We start from the raw sequence: 12879 nt of genomic DNA, 5'->3' as shown, positions 1-12879 counted from the left end.
ACTATGCCTCAGCTCCCCCTCTCCTCATAAACCAAAGCAAGACTTTGATTTTAGATTTTATCGCCTTCTTCTTTTTCTTTAGCGATTTGTTCTTTGATTTTACGTTCTTCTTCCTCAGCAGCAAGACGTGCTTGAATCACTTTCAAACGTGCCAATTCACGTTTAGATTCTGGATCTGGGTGGATAGTCACATTACCAGATTCAATCTCTTCAAGGGCTTGAAGGGTTGGTTTTACTGACGTAAACTCTTGAGTTGGTTCAGCACCAGCGGCTAATTCATGGGCACGTTTGGCTTGCAAAATAACCAATGAATATTTTGAAGGCACTTTATCCAAAAGTTTGTCAATAGAGGGTTTCAACATCATAATTCTATACCTATTTCTAATTTATTTATCTGATAATTTCTTTTCTGAAATCATATTACGATAGCGACCAATCACACGGTCAACTCGGAAGTGTTCTGCTTCAATAACACGTTTGACACGCTCAGCAGCCAAAGGCACTTCGTCATTAACAATGGCATAATCGTATTCGCTCATGAGAGCAATTTCTTCACGCGCACGCTCAATACGTTGAGCAATAACTTCCTCAGAGTCTGTTCCACGACCAACCAAACGTTCTTGAAGCTCGTTCAAATCCGGTGGTGTCAAAAAGATGAAGACAGCATCTGGGACCTTTTTCTTAACCTGAAGGGCACCTTGAACCTCGATTTCAAGGAAAACATCAATACCTTTATCCAAGGTTTCATTAACATAAGTCAAAGGTGTTCCGTAGTAGTTACCCACATACTCAGCATATTCCAACATTTGACCATTACGAATAAGCTCTTCAAATTCCTCACGCGAACGGAAGAAATAATCCTTTCCATCAACTTCACCAGGACGTTGAGCACGTGTGGTCATTGATACTGAGTATTCAAATTTGTGGTCAGGTGTTGAAAAAATCTCCTGACGAACAGTTCCTTTTCCGACACCAGAAGGCCCTGAAAAAACAATCAAAAGTCCACGTTCAGACATGTCTTCTCCTTAAACTAAGATTAAAAATCTTCTTATGACTCACCTTAAAAAAGAGAAAACAATCATCTCTTTTTTTGGCTTAGGGGTTGTTCAGTGATTAAGTTACAGCTCACTTTTCAGAGCATGCGTTTTTCCTTACTATTTTACCAATAAAAGCGACTTTTTTCAAGGTGAGGACACCATTAAAAAGAGTGAATTCCTTTTCTCAGTACTCACTCTTTTTTAAATACTCTTTTAAACCAAACCAGTCAAGAGACCTTGCATGAATTCTTCTGAATGGAACTCACCAATATCATCAATTTTCTCACCAAAACCAATTAACTTAACTGGAATATCCAACTCTTGGCGAATGGCTAAAACCACCCCACCCTTGGCACTACCATCCAACTTAGTCAAGACAAGACCTGTAAGAGGTGTAATTTTTGAAAATTCCTTAGCCTGACTAAGGGCATTTTGACCTGTTGAGGCATCCAAGGCCAAGAGGGTTTCATGAGGTGCTTCTGGAACCACACGTTTGATAATACGACCAATCTTTTCAAGCTCTGCCATAAGATTATCTTTATTTTGCAAACGACCCGCAGTATCAATCATAAGGACGTCAACTCCCTCAGCAAGGGCCTTTTCCATACCGTCAAAGACCACTGAAGCTGGGTCAGCCTTCTCAGCACCAGTCACTACTGGCACATCAACACGACGTCCCCACTCAACCAACTGAGCAACAGCTCCCGCACGGAAGGTATCAGCAGCTACCAACATAACTTTTTTGCCTTCTTGTTTGTATTTATGCGCCAACTTACCGATAGACGTTGTCTTACCAACCCCGTTGACACCAACGAAAAGCATGACTGTCAAACCATCTTGGAAATTAATCTGCTCCTTGTAGACATCATCCTTCTCGTAGATATCCACAAGTTTTTCAATAATCAAGCGTTGCAAATCCTCAGTCTTTTTGACATTTTCAAGGCGGGCTTCATAGCGCAAATCTTCCGTTAATTGCGTTGCAACATTAACTCCAACATCAGAAAGAATTAGCATTTCTTCCAATTCTTCGAAGAACTCCTCATCAACACGACGGAAATTCGCAAAGAATTCATTCAAGCGGGCAGCAAAACCAGTACGCGTCTTCTTGAGGGTACGGTTATATTTCTCTTGTTCTGTTTCAGTTTTTGAATCCTGAACTTCTTCAGGTTTTTCCTCAACTTTACGGGTTTGAACGGCTTCAAAAGTGACAGTTTCACCTTTTTCTGCAGCAGCAGCTACTTGAGCCTTCTTAGCATAGTAATCAGCCATGACATCCGCAAAGTGGTTATCCACAGCAACTTGACTTTCTTCTGACTCGGAAACGCCTTCTGCTTCGCTTGAAGCCTGATTATCAACAGAAAGGTCTTCGTCAGACACTGCTTCACTTTCTTCTGTCACAGTAGAATCACTAGATTCAACAGATTCTGTGGATGAAATCTCTTCTACTTGAGTCTCCGACTCACTGAGCTGTTCTGTTTGACTCTCGCTTATCCCTTCACTTGTTGATAAGTCTTGATTATCAAGAGCCTCAGTTTCTGAAATTTCATGATTTGCTACAGTTTCCTGTGACTGGTTTTCCTCTTGTCCAAATAATCGATCAAATAGACCCATTTGGTTCTCCTTATTTCTCTAGAATATATTTGTGGATGGCCTCAGCCACTCCAGATTCCTCATTAGTTTTTGTCGTTACTGCCTTGGCAACAGCCTTGACCTTGGGAACAGCATTCGCCATAGCCACACCAAGACTAGCCCACTCCAGCATTGTCAAGTCGTTTTCCTCGTCTCCCATAGCCATGACCTGACTTTTATCCAGAGCAAGGTAATCAGTCAAGAGTCTCAAACCTACAGCCTTATGAACACCTTTAGGCATGACCTCTAGGATAATTTCACGAGACTTAAAGACCTCAAACGCTTGGTATAAATGGTCAGGTATTTTTTGAATTTGAGCATCCAAAAACGCTTCCTCACAGACCGTAACTACCTTATTATAGACGATATTTTCAGGAATGTCATCAATACTCTCCACATCAACGAAGGTCAGGGTAGGATTAGCCTGACGATAGAGAGAATGATTGCCTTTACTTGGCACACCATAGACAATGCCATCACTGATAACATCCATAGGAAGCCCTAGAGGTTCGAAGACAGCATAAATCTGCTTTAAATCTTCTCGACTCATCTCTTTCTTTATGAGGATATCCCCATTATTACGCTGAACCAAGCCACCATTGAAGGTCACACTATAGTGCTTATCATCCAACAAGCCCAAATCTTCCAAGATATGAGTAATAGCTGGCAGAGGGCGACCAGTCGTAATGACCACATGAACCCCCTTAGCTTCTGCCGCTTTCAGAGCAGCTCTATTTTCAGCTGTTACTTGCTTATCCTTAGTGAAGAGTGTCCCATCTAGGTCCAAGGCCAATAATTTAATCTCAGACATCTGAGTCCACCAATCCTTCCATGTAGTCAAAGACTGCACCGTCTTTATGGTGACCAATCACTTCGTCAGCTACTGCCTTAATCTCATCGCGGGCATTTTCCGTAGCAACCGCATGCCCAGCAAAGGTCAGCATCTCCATATCATTGAGATTATCACCAAAGGCTACAACATCTGAAGCTTGACGCCCCAACTCTTGACAAAGATGGTAAAGACCAAAGCCCTTATCCACACCTTTAAGGATAATATCCATAGAATCAAAGCCAGTTGTCACAGCTGTCATATCCTCAAAAATCGTGTTGAGGTAGTCACCACGTTCCATAATGGTATCCCCTTGGAACTTAGCAGTTACCTTGAAAATATCATCTGTAACCGCTTCAAGGTCCGTTGTCATAACATTTTCATAGTAGCGTTCCATGGCCTTAAGATAGGCTGGATCTGCATCGTTTGGAGCATAGGCACCACGACGTCCCGACAAGAGAATTCCCTCGCAAGTTGGCAAGGCTAAAGTCGTATCTGCAATTTCCAAATAATCTTTAGGTTCTAGCTTGGACTCAAACAGGACTTCACCCTTGTACTGAACCAAGGCCCCATTCTCCGCAATAATAGCTATGCGGTCCACAAAACCATCAAAAAGCTCCTCCAAGGCCAAGAGAGCTCGGCCAGAAGCTACGGTAAAAACGTAATCTTTAGCTTCACAAGCATCCAAAAGGTTATCCAAACGTGCTTTGTCATAGGCACCAAGATGGTCTAGAAAGGTACCATCCATATCTGTTGCTAAAATTTTCAAAATAATCTCCCTTCAGGTCGAATATACTTGCCCCTATTGTACCAAAAATAGGAATATAAGTTTGGGAAAAGCCAGAGAAATTAGAGAAAATATGGAATTTTACTTGCAAATTCAGTATTTTAGTTGTATCATTATGGTAGTACAAAAATAATACTATTATACTTTTAGAAAGGAGTCTCTTATGGCTTGGACATTTGATGAAAAATCGCCAATCTATCTCCAAATCGCCTATCGCGTCAAACTGAAGATAGCTTCCAAGGAATTGAGTATGGGACAACAACTCCTACCTGTTAGGGAATTTGCTCAGGAAGCCGGGGTCAATCCCAACACCGTACAAAGAGCCTTCCAAGAACTTGAAAAAGAGGGGCTGGTCTATTCTGCCCGTACCTCTGGTCGCTTTGTTACCGAAGATGAAAAACTAATTGATCAAAAACGACACGAGATTGCCCAAAGTCTCATGAAGAACTTTGTCTCTGAGATGACAGCCATTGGTTTTAGCTCACCTGAAATCAAATCTATCATCACTGACTACATCGAACAAACAGGAAAGGACTTGTAGACCGATGACTGATATTGTAACTCTAACAAATCTCACCAAGACCTATAATGGTATTCCAGCCCTTAGAGATGTGACCATGTCCATCCCTTCTGGTAAAATCATTGGTCTCTTAGGACCAAACGGTAGTGGTAAAACAACCCTAATCAAAATTTTGAACGGCCTCCTTCAACCAACTTCTGGTTTAGCAACTATTAATGGATTTCAGCCATCACCTATCACCAAAGCTCAAGTGGCATATCTACCTGATACAACTTATTTGGATGAAAGTAAGACTATCCAATACTACTTGGACTTCTTCCAAGATTTTTACGCTGACTTCCGCTATCCTCTTGCCTTGCAACTCTTGCAGGATTTAAAGCTCCAGCCTGATTTGCGCCTTAAGGACCTCTCAAAAGGTAACAAAGAAAAAGTTCAGTTGATTTTGGTTATGAGTCGTGAAGCTAAACTCTATCTCCTCGATGAACCTATCGGTGGAGTCGATCCTGCGTCACGTGACTACATTCTTAAAACCATCATCAACCAATACTCTGAAGATGCTTCTGTTATCATTTCAACCCATTTGATTGCAGATATTGAATCCGTCCTAGATGAAGTTGTCTTCTTAAAATACGGTCAGATTGAACTTCAGGGTGATGCTGATAATATCCGTCAAGCCCATGGCAAATCTATCGACAAACTCTTTAGAGAGATGTTCCACAACTAGGAGGTATGAGCATGTTTTGGAAATTAGTTAAATATGAATTACAATCGGTCCGTAAATGGTATCTTGGCATCTATGGTATTGCCATCCTACTCTCTATCCCCTTGGGTTTAATGCTTCGAAAATCTATTTTTGTAACTGAACAGAGCCACCAAGAACCTAGTCTACTCTTCTTTGCTTTCTTCACACTGATGGTTTTTGCTACCATTATCGTATGGGGAACCATTTATATAGCAACAATAGTTCTCATTGTCAGACGCTTTGCAAAGACTGTCTTTGGGAGAGAAGGTTATCTAACCAATACGCTCCCAGTTTCTGCTCACCAATTAATCTTGTCTAAACTCTTGGTAGCCTTTATTTTAGATATCATTTCATCACTCGTTATACTCCTTTCGATTGGAATTATAGCTGCTTTCTGCCTTGATATGAAAGATATCCTACTAGCTACCAGCTACTTTGGCCAGATCCTAAAAGAGATAGGCGCTTTCTACCTCTTCATCCCTTCTACAATCTTGTCAATGATTGCTGGTATCCTTTTCTATTACCTCTGTATTAGTATCGGAAATCTCTTCAACACTAACAAAGTTCTTATGGGATTTGTCGCCTTTTTCGCCATTCAGGCTATCCTATTCTTTATTGGTTTCTTCTTTGGACTCGGTGCAGCCTTGACCGGAGATGCAACATATACTGCAATTAATAACTCGTCATATATCATTAGTCTAGTTCAGTCTCTCATTCTCATCGCAGCAAGTTACTTTGGTACCTACTATATCATGACCAAACGCTTAAATTTAGACTAAAGAAAAACCGTGTTCCTTCTGGAACACGATTTTTTTTTGCATTGAAAAGACTTATTTACTTTGTTCTTTACGATAAGTCTCGATTTCGGCCTTGTTACCCCAAACGAAGTGTCCTGGACGTACTTCAACCATTTCTGGTTTATCGACAGAATAGTCGTGTTGGTTTGGATCATAAACCTTCAAGACTTTCTTACGTTCCAAGATTGGGTCTGGAATAGGAACAGCAGACAAGAGTGACTTGGTGTAAGGGTGGATAGGATTGTTGTAGAGTTCTTCTGTCTCAGCAACTTCCACGATTGTCCCCTTGTAAATAACAGCAATACGGTCAGAAATGAAACGGACCACTGACAAGTCGTGAGCGATAAAGAGGTAGGTCAATCCCAACTCTTTTTGGAATTTCTTAAGCAAGTTCAAAACTTGGGCACGAACTGACACGTCAAGGGCTGAGATGGGTTCGTCAGCGATAACCAAATCAGGTTGCATGACCAAGGAACGTGCAATCCCAATACGTTGACGTTGTCCCCCAGAAAATTCGTGAGGGTAACGTGTCAAGTGCTCCTCAAGAAGTCCCACTTCTTTGATGATTTTCTTGATTTTAGCTTTACGATCTTCCTCATCCTTATAGAGATGGAAGTTATGCAAGCCCTCAGACAAGATATAATCGACTGTTGCACGTTCATTCAAACTAGCCGCAGGGTCTTGGAAAATCATCTGGATACGACGAATAAGGTCGTTTTTCTCAGAGTGAGACAAGTGTCCATTGATTTTCTTACCGTCAAAAATAATCTCACCATTACTTGTATCATTTAGACCAATAATGGCACGCCCGATAGTGGTTTTACCACTACCAGACTCACCAACGAGGGAAAAGGTTTCACCCTTGTTGATGAAAAAATTAGCATTGTGGACAGCAACGAATTTCTTGCTTCCTTCACCGAAGGAAATCTCCACATCTTTTACTTCAACTAACTTCTCAGGCATTGCCTTCCTCCTCATCTCCTAAATGTGCAAATCCCATATTAGCACGGATTTTTTCATGTAGATTTTGGATAACCGCAGGTTTTTCAACTTTTGGTGCATCCTCATGTAAGAGCCAGGTCTTAGCCCAGTGAGTATCTGAAACTTGGAATTGTGGAGCTTTTTCCTCAAAGTCAATCTGCATGGCATAGTCTGAACGCAAGGCAAAGGCATCTCCAACAACTGGTGTATAAAGTGATGGTGGTGTCCCTGGAATTGAGAAAAGCTCACCCTTATCGTCAGCCAACTGTGGCAAGCTTGAAAGCAAGCTCCACGTGTATGGGTGACAAGGCTCATAGAAAATTTCCTCAACAGTTGCATACTCGATGATTTCACCAGCATACATAACAGCAACCTTGTCAGCGATACTTGCTACCACACCAAGGTCATGGGTAATGAAAATCACTGAGAAACCATACTCCTCTTTGAGTGATTTCAAGAGGTCAATGATTTGAGCTTGAATGGTCACGTCAAGGGCAGTTGTTGGCTCGTCACAGATAAGAACATCAGGACGACAAGCCAAGGCAATGGCAATGACGATACGTTGACGCATCCCACCAGAGTATTGGAAAGGATATTCGTTGAAACGTTTTTCAGCATCAGGAATACCAACCTTGTCCATGTAGTCAATGGCCATTTTTTTAGCTTCTTTGGCTGATTTTCCTTGGTGTTTGACAATGACTTCAACAATTTGGCTACCGATAGTCTTAATTGGGTCAAGACTGGTCATAGGATCTTGGAAGATAGTCGCAATCTTAGCCCCACGAATATGTGCCCAATCTTGGTGACTCTTAAGTTTGGTCAAATCTTGGCCACGATAATCAATAGAACCGCTAGCTACACGACCATTTTCTTCAAGCATCCCTGTGAAAGTCTTAGTCAATACTGATTTACCTGAACCAGACTCACCAACCAAGGCTAAAACTTCACCTTCAACCAAATCAAGGGAAACTCCTCGAATAGCTGTCAAAACACGGTCACGAACGTCAAATTCCACGACGATATCGCGAGCCGATAATATTACATTTTTATTTTCTGTCATATTGGACTCCTATCTATGCGTACGTGGGTCGCTGGCATCCGCCAAGTTTTGACCGACAATAAAGAGAGCAAGGGAAACGAGAATCAAGGTAGTCAATGGAATCCAGAAGAGATAAGCATTGACTGTAACGTTCTGTGCGTAGTCTGAAATCAAACGACCAAGACTAGGCGTCGTAACGGGAAGCCCCAAACCAAAGTATGAAAGGAAGGCTTCATAAGAGATAAATCCTGGCAAGAGTTGACTAGCCATAGTTACGATAACTGACACAAGTTGCGGCATGATGTTTTTAACCACAATCTTAGCAGTTGGCGTTCCCAGTGTACGAGAAGCCAAGTTATACTCCAAATCACGGTAACGCATGATTTGAATACGAATGGTATAGGCAATACCAATCCAACCTGTGACAGTCATGGCAAAGATCATATTCCAGAAACCAGCACCCAATGAGTAAGTCAAGACGATAACTACAAGGAGGGCAGGAATATTTGAGATGATGTTGTAGATTTCCATCATAATCATATCGAAGGTCTTAGAAATCCCCCAAACAGCACCTACAAGCAAACCAATGACAACGTTAAGGAAGGTAGCGATAACAGCAATAAGGATAGAATTACGAGCTCCAAACCAAACACTATCAAAGAGGGACTTACCATTACTGTCAGTACCGAACCAGTATTGAGCGTTTGGATGTACATAACGCAAACTGAAATCATTTACTTTTGAGACATCATTGAAGTCAAATTTAGAGAACATTGGATAGATGAAACTCATCAAAACGATGGCAATCAAGATACCCAACATTACTACTGTTGATTTCTTTTTAAAGAATTGACGCATCACTGATTTCCAGTAAGAATAGGCCGGTGCATCAATTGTTTCAGAGGCAAAATCATCGCGCTTTACAAATTGGAACTTACTTTTATCAATTGAAGCCATTATTTACCTCCTTTAGATGTCAATTTGATACGTGGGTCAATTATAGTCATAAGGATATCACCCACAAGCAATGAGAAGATGGTGAGGGCTGTGAAAATAAATACAAGACCCACAACCATAGCGTTATTTGAAGCACGGACAGAGTCAATCAACATTTTACCCATACCAGGGAAGGCGAAGATCGTTTCTGTCAAGGTTGCCCCTGTGATAACACTAACGATAGATGCTGGGATCCCTGAAACCAAGGAAACCATAGCATTTTTGAAAATGTGCTTATTCGAAATTTCTTGTTCTGACAACCCTTTGGCACGTGCAAAACGAACGAAGTCTTGTGATTGCAAGTCGATCATGTAACGACGAATCCAAATAGCAAGACCTGGTGTTGACAAGAGACCGAGAATAACAGATGGCAAGACGTATGAACGCCAGTCACCTGCACCCAAGATAGGGAAAGAATCTGGAAGACCAATCTCAGAACCAATCAAACGAATGATATAAACCAAGGCGATGGTTGGTAGTGAAAGCAAGAAAGTCAAGACACCTGTTGATACACTATCAAAGAGTGTGTTTTTAAAGCGTGCCATGTATGATCCCAATGGAATTGCCAAAGCATAAGACAAGACCAAACCAATCAAACCTGCAATAGCAGAACTTGTCACCATTGATGGGTATTGGTAGCGACTCTTGGTAGCTGTGTATGGGTCATTTCCATAGTAAGAACGGTCTCTCGCATCAGCCTGACTTGGTGATTTATAAGTACGAGAGTAGATATCTACTGAAGATATCTTCTTACCAGTAGGGAAGTTGACCTCAGAGCTTTGTGTTTGCCCTTGGCCTTGTGTAATAACATCAAGAACACCCTGCTCAGCATAGGTTGGGTAAGATGTACCAAGGTTCATCTTCACAAAGTTTTGGTGAACAAATGGGAACTGACTGTTAAAGTAAAGCAAGTATTTATGCTTAGTTCCTGAACCGACAACTGACCAACCGATAGCTGGATCATTTTCAATACGGATGTAACGCTTCAAGTTTGGATTTGTTTTATCTTTAACCCATCCAGTATTGTCAAATTCAAAGAGGTGCGTATAGAAGCCAAACACACGTTCAAGCACTGGCACATCACGTGTTGCATAGAATTGTTTACTTTGCTTGAATTGATGCAAACGCCAGCCATGTCCTAAACTATCCACATATTTTTGGTAAATAGCTTTATTTTCTTTTGTTGGCTTAGTGGTTACCGACTTATCAAGGGAGCTAGCTTTCTCCTGCAACTCCTTGGTGTCATAGTAATCAATGTAACCCATACGTTCATAGATTGTATTTTCATAGTTAGCCTTAGAATCAGCTGTCTTAGCAATCTTGTTGTAGTTTGGGTCCTGTCTGAAAATCAAACGCCTCGGCACCATGGTATAGATAATCGTGTAGGTCAAGGCCGTCACGACAAATATTGACAATAGAGAACGGAGGGTTCTCAATAAAATGTATTTTTTCATGTCTCTTCCTTTAATTCCAAAAGAACTTTCCCAATCTAATGAGAAAGTTCCATCGTCCTTTTATTTAACGTGTTTCTCAAGGTCTTTTTGAGCTTTTTCGTTAGACTTAGACTTTTCTTTAAGCCAGCTTTCACGGGCTTTATCATAGTTTTTCTTAGTGACAACATCTTTTTGAGGTTCAAGGTACTTGAAGTATCTGTCAGAACCCTTAGGTCCTACTTGAGAGTAAGCACCTGAGAATGGTGTCAAACGAGCTACCATTGGAGCAGCACCCTTGTTAACCATAAGTGGCATGAAGAGTGAGCTATCTTCCAACCAAGCTTGTGCCTCTGCATAACGTTCATAACGTACGTTGAGGTCGCTTGTTTCTTTAGCTGCGTTATCAACCAAAGCATCAAAGTCTTTAAGACCTACTTGAGCTGCTGCTGCATTGTTAGGATCGTCAAATCCCATGTAAGTTTTTGTGTTCTCACTAGCTGTTGTCTTGAAGATATCAAGATATGTTGATGGGTCTTCATAGTCAGGTGCCCAAGCAACTGAGTCAGTAATATCCCAGTCTTCTGCTGCTGCATTAGGAGCAGAAAGAGTTGCGTTCAACAGGTCATCTTGAGACATTTGGTTGAGGTCAACCACAACATTTTCTTTACCGAGTGTCTCTTCAACAGATTGTTTCAAAGACTGTGCACGAGCCACCTTTGTCTTTGCTGTTTGGTCAACTGGCATATCCAAGTGAATTGGGAATTGAACACCTTGTGCTTGGAGGGCTTCCTTAGCCTTGTTAAATTCAGTCTTAGCCTTATCAGCGTTGAAGAGACCATCTTGACTGTCTTTAAGGTTAACCCCAGACCACTCGTCACCATATGAAGCCATCTTTTCAGTTACCAAATCACCGAATGACTTGTCACCAGCATAAACAAAATCAGGTTTCACAAGAAGGTTACGAACAGCTAGAACTCCCCCTTCTTCTCCATTAATTTGAGCTGAGTATGACTCACGATTAATTGAGAAGTTAATAGATTGGCGGAAGTCCTTGTTAAGAAGAGCTTTCTTAGTTGAATCTTTCTCAGCATCAGTCTTCTTAGATGTATGGTTGTAAGACTGACGATCAATATTAACACCAACACCAACAATATCAGCAGATGGTTGTGTATAGAAGATATTATCTTTATATTGTTTTTTTACTGAGGCAAAGTTCGAACCTGTTGGATAAACACGTGCTTGGCTATAGGCTCCATCAGTGAAATTACGGACTTGTGCCTCTTGATCAGAGCCATCGAAAAATGACAATTTCACCCCATCATAGTGTACATTTTTCTTATCCCAATAGTTTTCATTTTTAGCCAACTCAATAGATGATTTGGCTGTCAATGACTTAAGGATGTATGGACCATTATAAAGGATAGATGATGGATCTGTTGATTTACCAAAGCTGTCCCCTTTTGACTTAAGGAACTCTTCATTTACAGGCCAGAAGAGAGAATAAGTCATCTTAGAATTCCAGTAAGGTTCTGGTTGTTTAAGTGTGTACTGAAGGGTGTAATCATCAAGTGCTTTAACGCCAACTTTAGAGAAGTCTTTATCAGTACCATTGAAATAATCAGCAAGACCTACTACAGAATCTTTTGCCAGGTAAATTGACTCTGTCTTTTTATCAGCAGCATGCTTAAGTCCTGTTACAAAGTCCTTAGCTGTTACTTCTGCATATTCTTCACCGTCTGAAGTATACCATTTGACTCCCTTACGAAGTTTGTATGTATACGTCAAACCATCAGCTGAAACAGTCCAGTCCTTGGCAATAGCAGGTACCAAGTTACCATATTTATCATTTTCCAAAAGGCCATCGACACCATTTGTCACAGCATCAATTGTTGAACCCTTATTGGAAATAAGGTAATCCAATGTCTCAGGATCAGCATTGTAAACATAGTTATAAGTATTGCTTGAAGTGTTTGATTTTGATGAACAAGCCACTAAAACCCCAACACTAAGGAGGGAAACACCCGCAAGGGCCAACCATTTACTTTTTTTCATAAGCATTCTCCAAAAAATCTTTTTTATATACCTACAT

13 protein-coding genes are annotated in these 12879 nt (G+C 41.1%); 3 read left to right on the top strand and 10 right to left on the bottom strand.

Going from position 1 to position 12879, the window contains the following annotated elements:
* Positions 1-50: 50 nt before the first annotated feature.
* The 5 genes from rpoZ to NSQ79_RS02860 form a co-directional block, all read right to left on the bottom strand.
* Positions 51-365 carry a DNA-directed RNA polymerase subunit omega gene (rpoZ, locus tag NSQ79_RS02880; RefSeq protein ID WP_002886855.1) on the bottom strand — a complete coding sequence of 105 codons (315 nt, stop codon included), beginning with the start codon at positions 363-365 and terminating at the stop codon, positions 51-53.
* A 21-nt stretch (positions 366-386) separates the two neighbouring features.
* Positions 387-1016 carry a guanylate kinase gene (gene gmk, locus NSQ79_RS02875; protein WP_002884259.1) on the bottom strand — a complete coding sequence of 210 codons (630 nt, stop codon included), beginning with the start codon at positions 1014-1016 and terminating at the stop codon, positions 387-389.
* Between the two features lie 234 nt (positions 1017-1250).
* Positions 1251-2648 (bottom strand): signal recognition particle-docking protein FtsY, encoded by a 1398-nt coding sequence (ftsY, locus tag NSQ79_RS02870; RefSeq protein ID WP_021143818.1) that lies wholly within the window; start codon positions 2646-2648, stop codon positions 1251-1253.
* Between the two features lie 10 nt (positions 2649-2658).
* Positions 2659-3477: a Cof-type HAD-IIB family hydrolase gene (locus NSQ79_RS02865; protein ID WP_014634817.1), complete on the bottom strand. Its 819-nt coding sequence runs from the start codon at positions 3475-3477 to the stop codon at positions 2659-2661.
* Positions 3470-4264 carry an HAD family hydrolase gene (locus NSQ79_RS02860; protein ID WP_021143816.1) on the bottom strand — a complete coding sequence of 265 codons (795 nt, stop codon included), beginning with the start codon at positions 4262-4264 and terminating at the stop codon, positions 3470-3472. The genes NSQ79_RS02865 and NSQ79_RS02860 overlap by 8 nt, the downstream gene beginning before the upstream one ends.
* A gap of 181 nt (positions 4265-4445) precedes the next feature.
* On the opposite strand from NSQ79_RS02860, the gene NSQ79_RS02855 reads away from it, so the two are divergent.
* From NSQ79_RS02855 to NSQ79_RS02845, 3 genes are read left to right on the top strand one after another with little or no spacing between them, the layout of a single operon-like run.
* Positions 4446-4823, top strand: a complete 378-nt coding sequence (locus NSQ79_RS02855; protein WP_021143815.1) for a GntR family transcriptional regulator — start codon at positions 4446-4448, stop codon at positions 4821-4823.
* Positions 4824-4827: 4 nt separating this feature from the next.
* Positions 4828-5526, top strand: a complete 699-nt coding sequence (locus NSQ79_RS02850) for an ABC transporter ATP-binding protein (protein ID WP_002886849.1) — start codon at positions 4828-4830, stop codon at positions 5524-5526.
* 11 nt (positions 5527-5537) lie between these two features.
* Entirely contained in the window at positions 5538-6323 is a 786-nt protein-coding gene (locus tag NSQ79_RS02845) for a hypothetical protein (protein ID WP_021143813.1), read from the top strand.
* 51 nt (positions 6324-6374) lie between these two features.
* Here NSQ79_RS02845 and NSQ79_RS02840 read toward each other — a convergent pair whose 3' ends face one another.
* The 5 genes from NSQ79_RS02840 to NSQ79_RS02820 are packed head-to-tail and all read right to left on the bottom strand — an operon-like array spanning position 6375 to position 12842.
* Entirely contained in the window at positions 6375-7304 is a 930-nt protein-coding gene (locus tag NSQ79_RS02840; protein ID WP_021143812.1) for an ATP-binding cassette domain-containing protein, read from the bottom strand.
* Complete coding sequence (locus NSQ79_RS02835; RefSeq protein ID WP_021143811.1) at positions 7297-8382, bottom strand: ABC transporter ATP-binding protein; 1086 nt, start codon at positions 8380-8382, stop codon at positions 7297-7299. The genes NSQ79_RS02840 and NSQ79_RS02835 overlap by 8 nt, the downstream gene beginning before the upstream one ends.
* 9 nt (positions 8383-8391) lie before the next feature.
* The gene (gene oppC, locus NSQ79_RS02830; RefSeq protein WP_002886846.1) at positions 8392-9318 is read right to left on the bottom strand and encodes an oligopeptide ABC transporter permease OppC; all 927 of its coding nucleotides are present in this window, start codon (positions 9316-9318) and stop codon (positions 8392-8394) included.
* Positions 9318-10811, bottom strand: coding sequence for an ABC transporter permease (locus tag NSQ79_RS02825; RefSeq protein ID WP_070576846.1), 1494 nt, complete (start codon positions 10809-10811; stop codon positions 9318-9320). Before NSQ79_RS02825 ends, oppC begins: the two co-directional genes overlap by 1 nt.
* Positions 10812-10871: 60 nt before the next feature.
* Positions 10872-12842 (bottom strand): peptide ABC transporter substrate-binding protein, encoded by a 1971-nt coding sequence (locus NSQ79_RS02820; protein WP_156685282.1) that lies wholly within the window; start codon positions 12840-12842, stop codon positions 10872-10874.
* Positions 12843-12879: the final 37 nt, after the last annotated feature.

The sequence above is a fragment of the Streptococcus sp. FSL W7-1342 genome (assembly GCF_037966635.1).
GTDB classification, from domain to species: domain Bacteria; phylum Bacillota; class Bacilli; order Lactobacillales; family Streptococcaceae; genus Streptococcus; species Streptococcus salivarius_D.
Note: the sequence above shows the minus strand (reverse complement) of the source record. Positions and strands in the feature narration are given on the sequence as shown.

Excerpts from the sequence above, each read along its gene's own strand:
- NSQ79_RS02825 (WP_070576846.1), bottom strand. The coding sequence starts at position 10,811 with ATGAAAAAATACATTTTATTGAGAACCCTCCGTTCTCTATTGTCAATA.
- NSQ79_RS02855 (WP_021143815.1), top strand. The coding sequence starts at position 4,446 with ATGGCTTGGACATTTGATGAAAAATCGCCAATCTATCTCCAAATCGCC.
- NSQ79_RS02820 (WP_156685282.1), bottom strand. The coding sequence starts at position 12,842 with ATGAAAAAAAGTAAATGGTTGGCCCTTGCGGGTGTTTCCCTCCTTAGT.
- ftsY (WP_021143818.1), bottom strand. The coding sequence starts at position 2,648 with ATGGGTCTATTTGATCGATTATTTGGACAAGAGGAAAACCAGTCACAG.
- NSQ79_RS02850 (WP_002886849.1), top strand. The coding sequence starts at position 4,828 with ATGACTGATATTGTAACTCTAACAAATCTCACCAAGACCTATAATGGT.
- gmk (WP_002884259.1), bottom strand. The coding sequence starts at position 1,016 with ATGTCTGAACGTGGACTTTTGATTGTTTTTTCAGGGCCTTCTGGTGTC.
- NSQ79_RS02865 (WP_014634817.1), bottom strand. The coding sequence starts at position 3,477 with ATGTCTGAGATTAAATTATTGGCCTTGGACCTAGATGGGACACTCTTC.
- NSQ79_RS02840 (WP_021143812.1), bottom strand. The coding sequence starts at position 7,304 with ATGCCTGAGAAGTTAGTTGAAGTAAAAGATGTGGAGATTTCCTTCGGT.
- NSQ79_RS02845 (WP_021143813.1), top strand. The coding sequence starts at position 5,538 with ATGTTTTGGAAATTAGTTAAATATGAATTACAATCGGTCCGTAAATGG.
- rpoZ (WP_002886855.1), bottom strand. The coding sequence starts at position 365 with ATGATGTTGAAACCCTCTATTGACAAACTTTTGGATAAAGTGCCTTCA.
- NSQ79_RS02835 (WP_021143811.1), bottom strand. The coding sequence starts at position 8,382 with ATGACAGAAAATAAAAATGTAATATTATCGGCTCGCGATATCGTCGTG.
- oppC (WP_002886846.1), bottom strand. The coding sequence starts at position 9,318 with ATGGCTTCAATTGATAAAAGTAAGTTCCAATTTGTAAAGCGCGATGAT.